This is a genomic window from Arcicella aquatica (assembly GCF_034928825.1).
Taxonomy (GTDB): domain Bacteria; phylum Bacteroidota; class Bacteroidia; order Cytophagales; family Spirosomataceae; genus Arcicella; species Arcicella aquatica.
Genome location: NZ_JAYFUL010000037.1, coordinates 1 through 17024 on the forward strand (window position 1 = coordinate 1; position 17024 = coordinate 17024).

The following is a 17024-nucleotide window of genomic DNA, read 5'->3' on the forward strand; positions in this document are numbered from 1 at the left end:
ATAAAGAATCAATAACAAAAAACAACCTGTCTATTAAAAGCTAATTCTATTAATCATTTCTATCAATACATCAAAGAACTCTTTAACCTAAAAATTACCGTTGTAACCCTTAAATCTCGCTAGTAATTATCTTCCTAATTACTCTAACTCTTTCCCTTTTCTCAGCCCGTTGGCGTCGTTTGGGAGTGCAAAGATGCAAGCTTTTTTTTTAATAACAATACCTTAATCAAAACTTTTTTTGAAGTTTTTGAAAAATAATCCGCAACTGTACTGTTTTTCAGGAACTTAAAAGACGAAAAAAAATTAAAAAATTTTAAAGAATTTATTCAACCAATACTTTACCCTTCAGAAATCAACAATCACTTTACAAAAAAATAGCCCTGAAATTACCTTTCAGGGCTGAGTTACTATGTATTTCAGTAGATTTAAGCCACCGTTATCAAGTGATTTTTCTTCCCTTTGCCTACTAATAGGTACTTTCCATTCAATAATTCAAAATTAGCTGAGTGATTTGGATCCGCTATTCTAGTTTTATTAATGCTTAATGCGTTTCCTTGTATCGCTCTTCTGGCTTCACCTTTTGAAGGATAAATTTCAGCATTGGTTACAACTGATACTAAATCTGTCACAGTAGCACTGCTTTCAAAGTCAGTTGTGCTAATAGTTGTTTGGGGTACGCCATCGAACACTGCTAATATATCTGCATCGCTCATTCCTTGAAGTACTTCTAGCGTACCTTTTCCAAAAAGGATTTCAGAGGCTTTCACGGCAATATCATAATCTTTTTCAGAGTGTACTCTGGTTGTTACATCTTTCGCCAATGCTTTTTGCATAATACGCAGGTGCGGTGCTTCGGCATGGTCGGCCTCTAGCTTTTCTATTTCCTCTTTGCTAAGCAAGGTAAATACTCTTAGCAAACGGCTACAATCGGCATCAGTGGCATTCAACCAAAACTGGTAGAATTGGTAGGGCGTTGTCATGGTTCTATCTAACCAAACATTGCCTGATTCAGACTTACCAAATTTTGTTCCATCGGCTTTAGTAACTAAGGGAGTAGTAAGGGCATAAGCTTTGTGCTCAATTTCATCGGCACCTCCTTCTTTACGTCTGATTATTTCTGTACCCGTGGTGATGTTCCCCCATTGGTCAGAGCCTCCCATTTGCAAACGAACGTTTTTATTTTTGTACAGCCAGTAAAAATCGTAGCCTTGTAATAACTGATACGAGAATTCGGTAAATGAAATTCCTGTTTCAAGGCGTTTCTTTACTGAGTCTTTAGACATCATGTAATTTACCGAAAGGTATTTCCCTGCTTCGCGAAGGAATCCTAGAAAACTAAAATCTTTGAACCAATCGTAGTTATTAACAAGCTCTGCTGAATTTTCGCCACAATCAAAATCTAAGAATTTAGATAATTGTGCACGAATACCTTCTTGGTTAAATCGTAGAGTTTCTTCGGAAAGAAATGATCTTTCTGATGCTTTGAAAGATGGATCACCAATCATCCCTGTGGCTCCTCCTACTAATGCTATTGGTTTATGTCCACACAATTGAAAATGTTTTAACAACATAATCGTTGCTAAATTACCGATATGTAATGATGCTGCTGTAGGGTCAAAGCCGATATAAGCGGCTGTCATTTCTTTTTGAAGTTGCTCTTCTGTTCCAGGCATTGCATCCTGAAGCATTCCACGCCAACGAAGTTCCTCTATAAAATTGGTTTTCATTTCTTGATTAATAAGTAGTCTCTCTAATAATTTTACGCAAAGTTAGAGATTGTATATTGATATTTCACTTGTCAGGCTGGGATTCCTGCCATGTAGGGAAAGTTATAGTAAGATAATTATCAATAAAGGAAGGTGGTGGTTTAAAGTATTTTCTTAACAAACGCCATTGCGAACAGCCCATGCTACTAATCCTGCCACATTTTTTGTACCTGTTTTTTCCATTATTCTATTCCTATGTCCCTCCACGGTTCTAGCACTCAAACATAGCATATCTGCAATGTTCTGGGTAGTGATGCCCTGACAAATGTGTTCTAGTACTTCTAGTTCTCGTTCTGAAATACCTGCTTGTAAACTTAAAGGAGTTGGATTCTTTTTCTCAGGCTTATTGATGAGCCTATTATGCATTACTTTAACCAGAAAAGGTCCATAATAGTAGTCTTCATTAAAAACAGTATAAATGGCATTTTCTACTTCATCGGGATGTGCATCCTTTAATAAATAACCGTTGGCACCAATAGACATCAGATGTGAAACAAATTTGTCTTCGTCGTGCATTGAAATCACGATTATTTTCACTTTAGGAAACTGTATTTTTATCCTTTCAGTGGCTCTGATACCATCCAATACAGGCATATTCAAATCCATTAAAACGACATTGGGAAGTGATTGGGGAATATTATCAATCAACTCTTGTCCGTTTGATGCTTCAAGTACTACTTCAAAATCATCATTGTGACTTAATAAAGACACTATACCACGACGAAAAAGAGCATGGTCGTCGGTGACGGCAATTCTAATTTTAGTTGTATTACTCATTAATGGTTAGATTTATATATAAAATTAATGCTAGAAATCGCCATTAAACTTGAATCAATCCCTATTTAAATCGGTACATTGATAATAAAAGTAGAGCCTCGGCCAATTTCTACATCAAATTTAATACGTCCTTTGATAAGACTCATACGACTTTCAATATTTTTTATTCCAATACCCCTGCTAGGTTGATTAATAGCCACTAAATCAAACCCTTTTCCATCATCACTCACTTGCAGAATAAGTAGGTTTTTATCTTCTTTCAAGGAAATTTTGATTTCTTTCGCCTCCGCATGCTTGATGGCATTGTTGACTAATTCTTGGGTAGAGCGGTATAAGGATAACTCTATTTTGGGGTCGTACCTTTTATTGAGATTATCGTGGCAGAATTGAATAGGAAGATTGGTATGGAGGGTCATTTTTTGTGAGAAGTCTTTCAGGGCTTCAATCAACCAAAATTCATCTAAAGTACTGGGCATTAAGTCTTTAGAAATTCTTCTAACATTAAAGAGGGCTTCGTTGAGTAGTTCTTCGGTTCTGACTAAAAGTACCTTTCGTTTAGATTCATTATCAGCAAACTTATTCATTTGCGAAAGGCTCATTCTAGTAGCAGAAAGCAACGCCCCAATTTCATCGTGAAGGTCACCACCGATTTGACGACGTACTACTTCTTGTGAAACCACACTGGCTTCGAGCATTGCTTCATGAAGGGCTTCTTCGTGGGCAGCTCGTTGTATACGTTGGCGTCGGTAATAGAGTATAACAAAAAATATAATTGCCGAAACAGGCAAAAGCATGGCTATTGTACCAAGTATAACGATTTTAACCTCACTCATTCAATTATGCATATTTATAAGCTACCATATTTTTGTTTAATGAGGCGTTCGTGTAACACATACACTAAAACAATAATACTAGTAGCAAATGTAAGCATAATCGTCGTTCCTATTTCGATAATGGCTTTAATTGTAGAGGGGTCTTGCTGAAACATAAACCTATTCCTAAAAGGATTCTAAAGATGAAAAGTAAAACGTAATATATTTTATTCCAGAGTTGTTTGTAAAACTTTAGTTCTTTTTGAAAATAATCACGTCACTGTAAAGAAATATAAAGAGGTACCTTAAAAAATTGACTAAACAGCTCATCCTTATCCAATTTAATTTGAGAATGATTTACTTAACTGAAAAGCTGTTTTACTAAACCATAAACCTACGGCTAAAAGAACTCTAAAAACAAAAAGTAATATATAATAAATACTCCAGAGTTGAAAATATAATACTGGCTCTTTTTGAAAAAGAATTGTATCACTATAAAGAAATATAAAGAGTGTTCCAGAAAAATACAACAAACATCCTACACTTATCCAAAATAAAGGTAATGTGTAGAGTTTAATTAATTGAAGGGTTTGCAACAATTGATAAAAATATATTAAAACCCATGTAATTATTAAAAGACAAGAGATGGTATTAACCGTACTATTAAACTTAAAAAAACCATCTGGCATCATAAATAGATATATACCGACTATTGTATAGATGCTCATTAGAACTAACACAAATGTCTTTAATTTTCTATCTATAAAAGCCTCTCTAAAAATAAAACTGATTAAAAGACCTTCAGACAAAGCAAAGGTATTCAATATAAAATGATTAGGGTAATGTAGTACCCTTCCACAAAAAGTGCCTAAAACCTCACAACTAATTGAAGCTATTACGTACAAAAAAAGTATTTTTAAATCTTTCGTCAGGTATTTTTTCCTAAGAATACAGATTATCAAAGGAAACAATACAGCAGAAGAAGACGTATAAATAAGTATATTGTCTATCTTCATTTGCTTTATTAAAGGTCAACTATTTATTCTTAATTTAATGCCTAAGGTATTTGTATAGATGGCTTACCATACCATAAACCTACTGCTAACAGAACTCGATGAATAAAAGTTAAATAGTCTTTAATATCCCAGTAAATGGATATAGTTCTGTCTTTATTAAAAGTAATGTATTCAGCAAAAATATTGATAAAGAAAATACCAGAAAAATAAATCAAAACTGCCACTGCTATCCAAAACTGAGGATAAATAAATAAATTGCCTATTTCTAAATTATTCAATAATTGATAGAAAAACATTAGTGCTATCGTAATTAAGGTAATATTAGTAATACTTTGAGCAGAAGAATTTATTTTATTATAATCAGCTCCTATGTGCGACAACGTAACTAAAATTAATGCTATACTTACCAAACCTATTAATGCATATCTTAGTGATTTAACCTCTATGATTTTATAAAAATAATATCCCCAAAAAATAATATCTGTGTAGGAAATTGTATTACTAATAAAATGGTTCCTCCAACCATTTAAAGCATATACCCAAGCTAATATATCATAAATACTATGTAGGATACAGTACGTATAAATAACTTTTAACGGGGACAGCTTAACCTCTTTGATATTAATACCTCCAATTATTAAAGGTAGTATTAATATCAATGAAGAAAAATATACAATAAGACTATATCTTAGCAATATCATTTCAATCATGATAGAACATTTATCTTTATCATCACTACCTCATTTCAAGTTGAGAGACAATATGATTAATTATCCTAGTATAAATAACATCTCTAATCTTCATTTAATTAAAAGTATAAGCATTTAAGCCACTTTTTTAGAATTACTTAACTGCAAAGATGGTTTACTAAACCATAAGCCTACGGCTAAAAGAACTCTAAAAACAACCAATAGAATATCATATATAATCCAAAGTTGTTTAAAAAGTATAGCATCTTTCTGAAAAAGAATTGTTTCTCCATAGAGAAATAAAAACAAAGTCCCCGAAAAATACAATAAACAAGCTACACTAATCCAGAATAGAGGTAAGGTAGAAAGTTTAATACTTTCAAGCGTTTGGAGTAACTGATAAAAGTAAATAAAAACCCCAATAATTATTAAAATACACGATATTGTATTGACAGTACTATTAAACTTTTGAATACTTAATATCTCCGTAAAAATTGCAATTGCAATTAGTACAAAAATACTAATTGCAATTAGTGAGAATGCTTTTAAAACCTTTCCAATAAAAACTTTTCGATACATCAAACTAATTAATACACACTCCGTTACAGCAAAGATATTAATCATATAATGATTAGGTCTGTGCAATATATGAGCCCAAATACTTGCGAAAATCTCGATAGTCAAAGAGGCTATTATATATAAGAACACGATTTGCAATTCATCTTTTATATATTTCCTCCTAAGGATGCATATAACCAAAGGAAAAAATACAGAAAAAGAAGAAATATATGATAAAGATTTAATGGTCAGCATTTTATAGATTACTCAAAATCAACTTTACAGTTAGGTGGACAAGGAGGAACGTCTGTAACACATGTACTAGATACTATCTCTCTATCCTTGTTTACTCCACTAATTACTAAACTATGAACATTGTTTTCATCATAGGCATGTTCAATCTTTAGCCCTACAATGTCTGGATTCTCTTCAATTAACTTTTGTAATACGGACACACTTAGGTGGTGTGCATGAACATCGTTTTTCTCTTGATAATTGGCAATTTGTTGTTTAATGTTTTCAGATTCTGGGTTGGTTAGTTTTCCCGCCATTTTTTTATAAATTATTTAAATTGTTAATCGTGGTGTAGTATAAGTTTCAAATGTACAAACTTACTCCTTCCACTACTATAAATATACGAAAAAATGGGTAAAAATACAACAAAATAGGGTATAAATACGCTACGTTTCCTCAAATATTTATCATCTTTTTGATGTATTTTCCAACGATGTCAAACTCTAAATTTACCACATCCCCGACCTGTAAAGTATGGAAAATAGTATGCTCGTAAGTGTAAGGAATAATGGCAACTCTGAAGGTATTTATGCCTGAATTAAACACCGTTAGGCTAGTTCCATTGATACAAATAGAGCCTTTTTCTACCGTTACATTTTGACCATCACTACTATACTCAAAGTCGTATAACCAAGAACCATTTTGTTCGATGATGTTGGTCACTATTCCTGTTTGATCTACGTGTCCTTGAACAATGTGACCATCAAAACGACCGTTCGCTGGCATGCATCTTTCAAGGTTTACTTTAGAGCCTATCTGTAAAGCACCCAAATTGGTTTTCTTCAAAGTTTCGTCGATAGCTGTGACGGAATATTGCTCTCCATCAATCGCTATTACTGTTAAGCACACGCCATTGTGTGAAAGACTTTGATCTATTTTTAATTCGTTTGTAAATGGACAAGTAAGGGTAAATGTAATGTTTGTTCCTTGGCTACTGAGTTCTTTTACTTCGCCAATGGCTTCGATAATTCCTGTGAACATTTTTGTATTGATAAATTGTGGAAAAGTTTTATTTTGGCTTTCGGATGTCGGCTTTCTGTCTTCAGATGATGATTCTTTTTTGACACCTAGCTCAGCCACTAATATTTTATATTTACAACAAGTAATAATAATATGTATTAAATAACTAAAAATCGATGACCGAAAGCTGATAGCCGATAACTTCTATCGATTTCGCAAGTTAATTTACTAAATTTGCTTCTCTATCAAGAACAGGTATGTTCCTATTAAAATTCCTCAGAAAATGTTCAAAAATAAATTCTTCCTTGTTTTTACCAGTGTAATTCTAGTAGCTATCATTATTTATTCGTTTGTAGATTCGCAAGAAAAACCTGCGGAGCTTCCGAAAAGTGACGATAATTATGCAAAAACTATTCAGCAAATAAGACTTGAAAAAGACCAAGCTTTTAAAGAGGAAAAAGAGTCGCCTATTGAAAAAAAGGCAGAATTTAAGGGATTACATTATTTTGAGGTAAATCCAGCTTATAAAGTAGTGGCAACAATGGATATGCTAACGAGCGGACAAAATATAAAAATCAACATGACGGGTGGTGAAACAGAAGAATATGAAGCCTTTGCCAATGTTAAATTTGAGATAGACGGGAAGAAATGTGCCTTGAAGCTATTTAAAACGCCAGAGGGAAACTTGTTTTTACCTTTTCGTGATTTGACTACCAATAAAGAGACTTATGGGGCTGGCAGATATATTGATTTGAAGCTGGAAGATATTAAAGACAAAACGATTAAAATTGATTTCAACCTTTGTTATCAGCCTTATTGTGCCTATAATCCTACTTATACTTGCCCTGTGCCACCAGCAGAGAATTTTTTAAATGTGGCATTGAAGGCTGGGGAGAGGATGTAGAGACATTGGCTTTTATATCGAATATATCTACTATCTCAGATTCTTGAGGAAGTCAGTGGTTAAAGCTGTATTTGTTAATTTGTAAGGGAAATTATAATCTCCCTCAATTATAGAATTCTCTAAATTTATTAGTCAAGCCAGTCGAACAGATATTTATCCTCAAATTCAACTTCAAATTTTTTCAAAAAATTATAATACTCTTCTTTAAATGTTTGTTTTTTATGGTGCGCATCTTGATTGAGAATGTAATCATATACCGCAGAAACGTGTGAATGAGAATATGTAAATGCTCCATATCCTTCTTGCCATGAGAATTTGCCTCTTACTAATCTACGTTCATTAATATAGTTGGAGGAATTGTTTTTTATATCACGAACCAAGTCAGAGATTGCCATTGAAGGTTTTAAGCCAATAAAAATATGTATATGATCGGGCATGCCATTGACGATGATTGGCTTTTGATTTTTACTTTGATGATTCCAGCAATGTATTTATACAAATCACATTTCCAAGTTTTATCAATCAAATTCTCTCTACCCTTTACAGCAAAAACAATTTGAATATACATTTGTGAGAACGTGCCAGCCATATTTTGATTTAGGTTTGAACCATGTTTTATTAGATTGAATTTAATAAATTATTAAATATAGTAAAATCCCGAAGGGATGACAGGATTATAGAAAAAATTAAAAAAAAGGAATACAACCCCAAAGGGGTGTTAGGATTATAGAAAAAATTAAAAAATGTCAACATACAAACCCCGAAGGGGTGACAGGATTCGCACCGACCTATTTATGTCACCCCTTCGGGGTTTAATAATTTTGTTTTTAATTTTTCCTATAATCCTAACACCCCTTCGGGGTTTGGACACTGATTTTTTTCAAATATATCTCAAATCACATTCCACAAAAAAATCCCCACTTAAAAAGCAGGGATATGAGTTTGTTTTGATGTATGTGTAATTTGATACTATTGAAAAACTTGTTGCTTTTCTGAATCGACAGTCAATAATGTTGGATCTGTCAAACGAGTAGCTAGGGTTAATGTTTTTATTAGTTCATAATGATAGAAGAATTTCATCGTATGAATTTTAGATTCATAAAATGCCAATTCACTCCCTTCGTGATTTTGCGTAATTAATGCCTTTTTAGCTACGATACCTTGTTTGAGCCATACCCATGCTACGCTGACGATGCCAAAGAACTCCATGTAAAGGTTTGCATCAGCCAAGAATACTTCGTTATCACCTTTGGCAGCGTTGCTTAATAGATACATCGTTACTTTTTGTAAACGCCCTAATTCTTTTTCTAGCTTTTCGGCATAGGGTTTTAGGTCATCATAAGTATTTGCTTGCTGAATAGTTTGCGTTATTTCATTAAAAAGCAACTGCGGGGCTTTGCCATTATTCATCGTAATACCTCTACCCAAAAGATTCAAGGAATGAATCCCCGTAGTTCCTTCGTAGATTGACATAATCCTGACATCGCGCGCCATTTGTTCTAAAGGGAAATCTTCGGTGTAGCCATAACCACCAAATACTTGTAACCCTTCATTTACTGCTTTGATGCCCATTTCGGCGGGATAGGTTTTGGCCACGGTCGTCATCAAATCAAGCATTAACTGATAAGGTTTGGACTCTTCCGAGGTTTTCCCCAAGGCATGAATCATATCTTGCCAATGATAACATTCTAATAGCAGTCCCAAAGAGCCTTCAACAACGGCTTTTTGAAACAATAGCATACGTTTTACGTCTGGATGGTTAATGATGTACGTCTGTTCTTCTTCTAAATTTTTATTTTTCAATTTTCGTCCTTGTGGTCGTTCTTTGGCATATTCTAATGAAGCATAATAGGCAGCAGAAGCGATGTAAGTCCCTCCCATACCTACACCCAAACGGGCTTCGTTCATCAACTGAAACATATAGTTCAGCCCTTTGTTAGCCTCCCCCACTAAATATCCGATGGTATTGTCTTTATCCCCAAAGGTCAAGTGCATAGCGGGCGTAGCTTTTTGTCCCATTTTATGATAGATTCCTGTAGAAATCACATCGTTATCCACTGTGAAGCTACCGTTTTCCTCTCTAAACTTTGGCACTACAAATAATGAAATGCCTTTTGTGCCAAGTGGTGCACCTTCTATTCGGGCAAGTACAAGGTGAATAATATTATCGGCAATGTCATGGTCGCCAGCAGAGATGAATACTTTTTGTCCTTTGATTTTAAAAGTACCATCACTTTGTGGCTTGGCAGTAGTAATCACATCTGATAATGAACTACCAGCCTGAGGTTCTGTCAAGCACATAGAGCCTGTCCATTCCCCTGTAATCATTCTTGAAGCAAACTTTTCTTTTAATTCAGCCGACCCAAAAGTAAAAATCAAATTAGCCGAACCTGCGGTCAGTCCTGTAAACATGACGAATGCGTTGTTGGCGGCACCCCGAATCATTTCGGTTGCGGCTTCTACCATGGTAGGCAATTGTTGTCCACCATTTTCATAAGAGAAAGTCGCTCCAATCATGCCAGCATCGCCCATGGCCTTTATATAGTCTTTTACGGCGGGATGTACTTTTACTTGCCCGTTTACTAATTGAGGCTGATTTCTATCGGCATCACTATAGGCATTTCGAAGGATTTTCTCAGCAATTTCTTCAGAAGTATCCAAAACCATATCGAACATATCGGGGGTATAGTCTTGAAAGAAAGGATATTTAGTAAGTTCTGCTATTTGCAGTACTTCTTTTAACATAAAATCAAGGTTCCGACGAGAATATTGCTGAGTCATGGCTAATGGTTTGGCTTGTTATTATGCTTGCATACAATAAAATGTAAAAATAATAATATTAAAATTATTATGCAAGCATACTGTTTTAATTTAAGGCATAAAAAAAGTTGCCTGTCTTACGAGGCAACTCTAAAAAGTTAAACGGATTTATCGGTTTAAATTTCTTATTGTTGAGCAATTATTGATGATTGCTTGGTCAGTTTGCTATAATAAAATAGAGTTATTCTATAAATATACTTATCGAGTCGATGAAATAATATCACTTAAATATAAGTTTTTTTATTTTTATAACCAAATGGAATTCAATGATTTAATCGTGAAAGTCGTTCTTTAGAAATATTATTTTTTTTAGCGTTAATACTCCTCTTCTACATTCCTCAAAACAAGTAATATTAACTTATCCTTTGGTGTATAAATAAGCCCACCAAATCAAAAAGAACTGTAAGGGAAGACGAAGCCAAAGAAGCCATTCAGCGATTTTTGAAAATTTCCCCGAAGTCAGCATATACACATTGGCAGGAAAAATAGCGATTAACAGTAATATAATACCCCAAGCTGCCCACGGACGAGTAACAGGAGAAAGCAACCCTAATCCCAACATTATTTCGGCAATACCACTCAGCATCACCATCAATCCATGTGCAGGAATGTATGGTGGCATAATGGCTAAATACATTTTGGGTTTGATAAAATGATTGATGCCTGCAAGGGTATAAAGGAAGGACATCAGGTAAAGGCCTATTTGCTGTATCATCTGGTTTTTGTTTTAGAAGCTGTTTAAACTTTCCGTTTCTTAGGTGAAAGTATTGTGTTTTTGAATTGATTTTTTCAACATTTACGAAGCATAGCATCGCTACGTTGAGTAAATTTTGGAACAAGCTATTCTAAAAGACTTAGTTTAACCGAAAGGGAAAGCTTAAACAGTTTCATCGTAATAATACTCATTATTCCGACAAGGTTTGTGATATATTAGAAACAATATTTTCAAACAAGATGTTATTTCAGGATAGTATGGTAATTTTGTAAAATTATTAAGATAGAATCAATCCGACGGACAAGGCTGTCCGCATAGCAACATAATGAGCGTAGTTCCTTACAAAGAGCAAAGTGCAAGCAAAAAAGAGCAGGTAGCTCAGATGTTTGATAATGTTTCACCCAAATATGATTTCTTAAATCATTTGTTGAGCGGTGGTATTGATATTTTATGGCGTAAAAAAGCCATTAAATTATTGAAAAAATCAGCCCCTAAAACTATTCTGGATATTGCCACAGGGACAGGCGATTTTGCCATTGAAGCATTGGCACTAAAACCTGAAAAAATTGTGGGTGTAGATATTTCAGAAGGAATGCTAAGTGTGGGACGTGAAAAAATAAAGAAACTTGGTGTTGATAATATCATCGAATTACAAAAAGGGGATTCTGAAAGATTAAACTTTGAAGACAATACTTTTGATGCCGTTATCGTTAGTTTTGGTGTGCGTAATTTCGAGAATCTTGAAAAAGGTCTTACAGATATGTGTCGCGTTATGAAAAAAGATGGCACTTGTATTGTCCTTGAATTTTCGAAGCCATCTGCTTTTCCATTTAAACAGCTATATAATTTTTACTTTAAATATATCTTGCCCGTAGTTGGTAAAATCATTTCAAAAGATACCTCTGCTTATACATATCTGCATGATTCAGTACAAGCATTTCCAGATGGAAACGATTTTATCCAAGTATTCCAACGTGCAGGTTTTAACAGAACCCAATGCTTACCACTCACTTTCGGAATAAGTACTATTTATATCGGCAGAAAGTAATACTTTTTGTAGTAATTGCCTGTGTAGCTACGTTGAGCACTATCAACAAAGCACAGGCACAACGTTATGACTACAAGCGTGTTTACGATGAATTTTACGATGATAAAGCCGTACACTTCGGCTTTTTATTTGGTTTTGGTTCATCCAGATTCAATATATCCCATAGCGCAAATTTTAAGGCCCCAGGTGATAGTGCTGTAACGATTGTTTCGCCTGGCAACTTTTCTTTTCAAGTTGGGGGATTAGTAAACCTTAAATTGAATGACCGATTTGATTTAAAATCGGGAATTAATATTGCGTTGTATGGTCGTCAGTTGAATTATCGTTTTACCAATTCTCCTGATTTTCCACCAGAATTACGAGAATCTACTTGGCTGGAAGTACCGATTTTATTGAAATATAAATCGATGCGGAGGGGGAACTCTAGGATGTATGTAGATGCTGGGGTAAAAATTGGGATGGAAACCAACGTCAGAAAAAATGCTAACTCAACCAGAAAACTGGATACTAGAACAGCCGACCTTTCGCTAGAATATGGTATTGGCTTCGAGCAGTTTTTTAAGTACTTTAAATTTACGCCTGAACTCAGATTCTCGCATGGATTAACCAATCTGTTTATTCCACCAAGTGTGAATAACTATGCAAGAGACATCCAAGGATTGAATGCTCATAGTGTTACTTTGTATTTGATGTTTGAGTAGTTTTTAGTTAGTGATTAGTGATTAGAGTTTTTAATTGTGAGTTAGTGAATTAATGTAGTTACCATAAATTCCGAAGGGATGATAGGATTATAACAAATCAATAATAATAACACAAAAACATGAGTCATCCCGAATTTTCTCATAAATCAGTAAATTTTAAAAGATTTCAGAGATTTTTGGATTTATACTCGACCTTACTTTTTGCCTTGATGCAAAAAGTAACAAAAAAATCAAGAATTCCTAAACTCGCTATCGCTCAAACAGTAGGAATTCGTTGTTCATCAATCATAAAAAAGCGGTCGAAATTAGTTTTTCGACCGCTTTTTTATGATTTTGAAATTCGGGATGACTCATGTTTATATTTAAAATTCTAATCACCAATCACTATTTACTAATCACTCCAGAAGACAATACCATCATTTTTTCATTATTCCTTACCACTAAAAACACCTTTTCTTTACCTACCTTAATACTTCTGATGCGTTTTACTTGCCCTTTTATTTGGATGCCGTTCAGTTGTTCAGCCTCAAATTTACAATTGCCTTTGTTAATCAAAACCGTTCCATAATCGGCATCACATCTACCCATCTGGATATTACAATCATAGAAATTCCCAAGCATCAATACATCTGGCAATTTATCGCCATTGGCATCAATGATTTGCGCTGCGTAAAAAGGGGCATACTGTGCTTTCGCAGGAAGCGACTGTAAACTAAAATTTCCTTTGCCATCATTTACCAAAATGGCATTATCAAAATAATTGGCTTCAAAAACCTTAGCCGAAGCTAGTTCACTTTGTCCTACAATATCTGCAATGCTGGCTTTAGCAAAATCTTTGGCTAATAGGAATTTCTTTTTTGTAAACGGAAATTGCTTCTGAGTTTCGGACTTATTGGCAAACATTACTTCTGTACCTCCCAAATAATAGCTCAATACTTGGTCGGTCGTGCCATTTTTATCAAAATCACTCACATACATTCTTATAGGCTCATCAACACTTGCCTTTAATCGACTGTTACGTCCGAGATTGCCTGCCAGAATATCCAAATCTCCATCATTATCAAAATCAAAAGGCATCACAAAATTCCACCACCCTTTTTCAGTAGTCAGCATTTTCTTGACAAATTTTCCTTGTTGGTTTTCCATCTCACAGATTCCGTCCCATTCCAAGGCTAATAGTAAATCTGGGTCACCATCCTTGTCTAAATCTTGTACCACTGCATTTTTCACCAAACCTATGGTCTTCAATTCTTTCGCATATTTATCAGTTACATCTGTAAATTTTCCTGTGCCATCGTTTTGCAAAAGGTACGATTCGGGAATTTTCCCATACGAAAACGGCACCGACCTAGCACCTATAAACAAATCTATTTTACCATCTTTGTTAAAATCAAGCGGAGTAACTACTGAAGCCGATAGGGCAATATCTTTACTAAAAGCATCTTCTTTTATGGATAAATTGCCTTTGCCATCGTTCAGATAAATTCTAGGAAACAAGAAATTAGATTTACCATCAAACTCATTTCCACCTTCGGCCACTACCAAATCCAGATGTGTATCATTGTTTACATCTGTCCAAATAGCATCTACTTCTTCATAAACACTATCTTTTTGGAAGGCTGGCTGAATACTTTCTCTGAATTTCCCATTAGTATTTTGTAAGAATAAATGAGGTAATGAATTTCTAGCAGAACCTATAAATATATCCTCTAAACCATCATGATTAATATCTGCTACGGCCAAAGCAGGGCCTTCTGCCGACATTTTATGCGGAATTAGGGCTTCACGTTCAAATTCATTAAACTCGTTTTCTTGATGTTTTACATCTAAATTCAGGTCATGGGCTATATCGGAAAACGTGGAGGTTTGAGATGATTTACGTTTAAAATGTTCGTAATCAAATACTGGCAGATTTTTCCGATAAGTAATCGATAAAGAATCCTTTTCAGAATTAAGGTTAATTTTCTGATAGGTTCTATCTGGCCAAATCAGATACGTAGAATCTATATCAGCTTTGTTTCCTAACCCGATATTCAACGGGATTTCCATGCTCGCTTGGAAAGCCCTAACAGGAAATTTCTCGTAAGCTATGGTCTCTCCTCCTTTTTTGAAAACTAATACTTTTGCTCCGATAGCATTCAGGTTTTTCTCCGAACCTTTCAAGTAGACACGTACATGAGCATTATTTGGAGCATATTCATTGGCTTTGTTTTCGTAGATAAAAGCCTTTTGATTGATATTATTAGTAACAATATCCAAATCGCCATCATTATCTAAATCTGCATATAACGCTCCGTTTGAATAGGAGTTTTGATTATTGCCAATCATGGCCTCGGCATCACGATATTCTAAGGATTTATTATTGATAAAAAACTTGTTCGGAATTTTGATTTCGGGTAATTTATCAGTCAACAAAATATCGTTTTCATCTAACGTTTTTAATTCCATCTTGCGTTGAATTTCTTCATTCGAAATAAAGTTGATGTAATCAATATCATTCATCCGCTTAGGAATACCATTGGAAACGAATAAATCTTTTTGTCCATCGTTGTCAAAATCGACGAACAAAGGCGACCAAGACCAGTCTGTAGCATAGACTCCTGAAAATAATCCTATTTCTGAAAATGTGCCATTGCCATTATTCAACTGCAAATTGTTTTTAGAAAACTGGTAGTTATAGCCATAACTCAGTTTATAACGAAAGGTATTATAAGAATCCTCTCCCTCCGACCGCTTCAAAATCTCACGGTCATACGGAAGCATATCTAACGAAATAATATCTGAGTAATGATCATTGTTGATATCGGCTAAATCAACCCCCATCGAAAACTGACTGGTGTGCATCATCGAACTTTCTATGCTTTCCAGAAAAGTACCATTTTTCTGATTGATGTATAAATAATCATTTTCATGAAAATCGTTGCCGACATACATATCTGGATAACCATCAAAATTGACATCGCCCAAGCCTATACCCAAGCCATAGCCTAGGGCATCTCTTTTTACGCCTACTTTTTCCGCTACTTCTACAAATTTACCATCGTCATTTCTAAAGAATTTATCACCTGCCAAAGGATGGTAAGTACCTTGAAAAGCCTTTCTAACACCAAAAGTACCATTTTGATGGACAGAATGATTGAGTTGGAACATATCCAAATCGCCATCCAAATCATTATCAAAAAAGGCAGCTTGTGTGCCAAAACCCACTAAATCTAAGCCATATTCTTCCGCTTTTTCTTCATAAACTGGAATACCTTCTTTAGTGATTTCTTTACAAACAAACAGTAAATTATGCCCCTGTAAGCTCTCGAAATCTCCCACCTGACTCACGTAAATATCCAATTTACCATCTTGATTAATATCTACGACAGATACTCCATTCGACCAACCTTTATCACCTTTAAAATTTGCTTTTTCAGTAATGTCTTCAAACTTCATTCCTCCTCTATTCAGGTAGATTTTATTGTCTTTCAAGTTGGCTGTGAAGCATAAATCCACCAATCCGTCATTATTAAAGTCCCCAGCCCCAACGCCTCCGCCATTATAGAAATACATGTAGGTAAATATGTTTAGGTCTTTAGTAGGCGTAAGATCATTTGAAAAATCTATTCCTGTTTTTTCAGCTTCCAATAATTCAAAAGCATAAGGCTCTTTTTTGGTGCAGGAAGAGACGATGGTTAGGAGTAATAGGAATGCGATTAATTTAATCCGTAATGGCGATGCTAAAAATGAAATGATATTTTTATAAAATAGCTTTTTTAATAATGTTATTTCGCCAGTCTTTATCACTAGCGAGGGACTTAAGTCCCTCGCTAGTGATAAGAATTTGAACTTAACACCTCTACTCTCCGAAGAAGAAAGACTACAATTAAGGTTCTTTATTAGCTTTGATAGAAATGTAAAAAAATATATTTGTTTATTATTACGTTTTATCATCATTCTTGGATTTATAACAGGGTAGCGG

General features: G+C 34.5%; 15 protein-coding genes and 1 pseudogene. 3 read left to right on the forward strand and 13 right to left on the reverse strand.

Annotation, left to right across the window (positions count from 1 at the left end; genetic code table 11):
• Positions 1–425: 425 nt before the first annotated feature.
• The 9 genes from tyrS to VB264_RS18390 form a co-directional block, all read right to left on the reverse strand.
• Positions 426–1727: a tyrosine--tRNA ligase gene (gene tyrS, locus VB264_RS18350; RefSeq protein WP_323251666.1), complete on the reverse strand. Its 1302-nt coding sequence runs from the start codon at positions 1725–1727 to the stop codon at positions 426–428.
• Positions 1728–1880: 153 nt separating this feature from the next.
• Positions 1881–2543, reverse strand: a complete 663-nt coding sequence (locus VB264_RS18355) for a response regulator transcription factor (RefSeq protein ID WP_309914665.1) — start codon at positions 2541–2543, stop codon at positions 1881–1883.
• Positions 2544–2608: 65 nt separating this feature from the next.
• Positions 2609–3376, reverse strand: coding sequence for a sensor histidine kinase (locus tag VB264_RS18360; RefSeq protein WP_323251669.1), 768 nt, complete (start codon positions 3374–3376; stop codon positions 2609–2611).
• A 14-nt stretch (positions 3377–3390) separates the two neighbouring features.
• Positions 3391–3531: a hypothetical protein gene (locus VB264_RS18365; protein ID WP_309914659.1), complete on the reverse strand. Its 141-nt coding sequence runs from the start codon at positions 3529–3531 to the stop codon at positions 3391–3393.
• A 165-nt stretch (positions 3532–3696) separates the two neighbouring features.
• Entirely contained in the window at positions 3697–4371 is a 675-nt protein-coding gene (locus tag VB264_RS18370) for a hypothetical protein (RefSeq protein WP_323251671.1), read from the reverse strand.
• A gap of 41 nt (positions 4372–4412) precedes the next feature.
• Positions 4413–4751 (reverse strand): hypothetical protein, encoded by a 339-nt coding sequence (locus VB264_RS18375; RefSeq protein ID WP_323251673.1) that lies wholly within the window; start codon positions 4749–4751, stop codon positions 4413–4415.
• A gap of 444 nt (positions 4752–5195) precedes the next feature.
• Complete coding sequence (locus VB264_RS18380; protein WP_323251675.1) at positions 5196–5684, reverse strand: hypothetical protein; 489 nt, start codon at positions 5682–5684, stop codon at positions 5196–5198.
• 197 nt (positions 5685–5881) lie between these two features.
• A complete protein-coding gene (locus VB264_RS18385; RefSeq protein WP_323251677.1) occupies positions 5882–6169 on the reverse strand; it encodes a hypothetical protein in 288 nt (95 codons plus the stop codon).
• A gap of 139 nt (positions 6170–6308) precedes the next feature.
• A complete protein-coding gene (locus tag VB264_RS18390; protein ID WP_323251679.1) occupies positions 6309–6893 on the reverse strand; it encodes a riboflavin synthase in 585 nt (194 codons plus the stop codon).
• Between the two features lie 262 nt (positions 6894–7155).
• On the opposite strand from VB264_RS18390, the gene VB264_RS18395 reads away from it, so the two are divergent.
• Entirely contained in the window at positions 7156–7776 is a 621-nt protein-coding gene (locus tag VB264_RS18395) for a DUF1684 domain-containing protein (RefSeq protein ID WP_323251681.1), read from the forward strand.
• A gap of 128 nt (positions 7777–7904) precedes the next feature.
• On the opposite strand, the pseudogene tnpA reads toward VB264_RS18395, so the two are convergent.
• The 3 genes and pseudogenes from tnpA to VB264_RS18410 all read right to left on the reverse strand — a co-directional run bounded on the left by tnpA (position 7905) and on the right by VB264_RS18410 (position 11311).
• Positions 7905–8365 (reverse strand): annotated as a pseudogene (gene tnpA, locus VB264_RS18400) (IS200/IS605 family transposase).
• Positions 8366–8745: 380 nt separating this feature from the next.
• On the reverse strand, positions 8746–10557 hold the full coding sequence (locus tag VB264_RS18405; protein WP_323251685.1) for an acyl-CoA dehydrogenase: 1812 nt from the start codon (positions 10555–10557) through the stop codon (positions 8746–8748).
• 397 nt (positions 10558–10954) lie between these two features.
• A complete protein-coding gene (locus VB264_RS18410; protein WP_407654664.1) occupies positions 10955–11311 on the reverse strand; it encodes a DoxX family protein in 357 nt (118 codons plus the stop codon).
• Between the two features lie 325 nt (positions 11312–11636).
• Between VB264_RS18410 and ubiE the strand changes: the two genes are divergently transcribed.
• Together ubiE and porT are read left to right on the forward strand one after the other, a co-directional pair.
• Positions 11637–12359: a bifunctional demethylmenaquinone methyltransferase/2-methoxy-6-polyprenyl-1,4-benzoquinol methylase UbiE gene (gene ubiE / locus VB264_RS18415; protein WP_323251687.1), complete on the forward strand. Its 723-nt coding sequence runs from the start codon at positions 11637–11639 to the stop codon at positions 12357–12359.
• Complete coding sequence (porT, locus tag VB264_RS18420) at positions 12308–13060, forward strand: type IX secretion/gliding motility protein PorT/SprT (protein ID WP_323251688.1); 753 nt, start codon at positions 12308–12310, stop codon at positions 13058–13060. Before ubiE ends, porT begins: the two co-directional genes overlap by 52 nt.
• A gap of 384 nt (positions 13061–13444) precedes the next feature.
• Here porT and VB264_RS18425 read toward each other — a convergent pair whose 3' ends face one another.
• Positions 13445–16849 carry a VCBS repeat-containing protein gene (locus VB264_RS18425; protein ID WP_323251690.1) on the reverse strand — a complete coding sequence of 1135 codons (3405 nt, stop codon included), beginning with the start codon at positions 16847–16849 and terminating at the stop codon, positions 13445–13447.
• Between the last annotated feature and the right edge of the window lie 175 nt (positions 16850–17024).

Bases quoted from the DNA above. Each gene is read 5' to 3' on its own strand.
- tyrS (WP_323251666.1), bottom strand. From the start codon at position 1,727: ATGAAAACCAATTTTATAGAGGAACTTCGTTGGCGTGGAATGCTTCAG.
- VB264_RS18355 (WP_309914665.1), bottom strand. From the start codon at position 2,543: ATGAGTAATACAACTAAAATTAGAATTGCCGTCACCGACGACCATGCT.
- VB264_RS18360 (WP_323251669.1), bottom strand. From the start codon at position 3,376: ATGAGTGAGGTTAAAATCGTTATACTTGGTACAATAGCCATGCTTTTG.
- VB264_RS18365 (WP_309914659.1), bottom strand. From the start codon at position 3,531: ATGTTTCAGCAAGACCCCTCTACAATTAAAGCCATTATCGAAATAGGA.
- VB264_RS18370 (WP_323251671.1), bottom strand. From the start codon at position 4,371: ATGAAGATAGACAATATACTTATTTATACGTCTTCTTCTGCTGTATTG.
- VB264_RS18380 (WP_323251675.1), bottom strand. From the start codon at position 5,684: ATGATTAATATCTTTGCTGTAACGGAGTGTGTATTAATTAGTTTGATG.
- VB264_RS18385 (WP_323251677.1), bottom strand. From the start codon at position 6,169: ATGGCGGGAAAACTAACCAACCCAGAATCTGAAAACATTAAACAACAA.
- VB264_RS18390 (WP_323251679.1), bottom strand. From the start codon at position 6,893: ATGTTCACAGGAATTATCGAAGCCATTGGCGAAGTAAAAGAACTCAGT.
- VB264_RS18395 (WP_323251681.1), top strand. From the start codon at position 7,156: ATGTTCAAAAATAAATTCTTCCTTGTTTTTACCAGTGTAATTCTAGTA.
- VB264_RS18405 (WP_323251685.1), bottom strand. From the start codon at position 10,557: ATGACTCAGCAATATTCTCGTCGGAACCTTGATTTTATGTTAAAAGAA.
- VB264_RS18410 (WP_407654664.1), bottom strand. From the start codon at position 11,311: ATGATACAGCAAATAGGCCTTTACCTGATGTCCTTCCTTTATACCCTT.
- ubiE (WP_323251687.1), top strand. From the start codon at position 11,637: ATGAGCGTAGTTCCTTACAAAGAGCAAAGTGCAAGCAAAAAAGAGCAG.
- porT (WP_323251688.1), top strand. From the start codon at position 12,308: ATGCTTACCACTCACTTTCGGAATAAGTACTATTTATATCGGCAGAAA.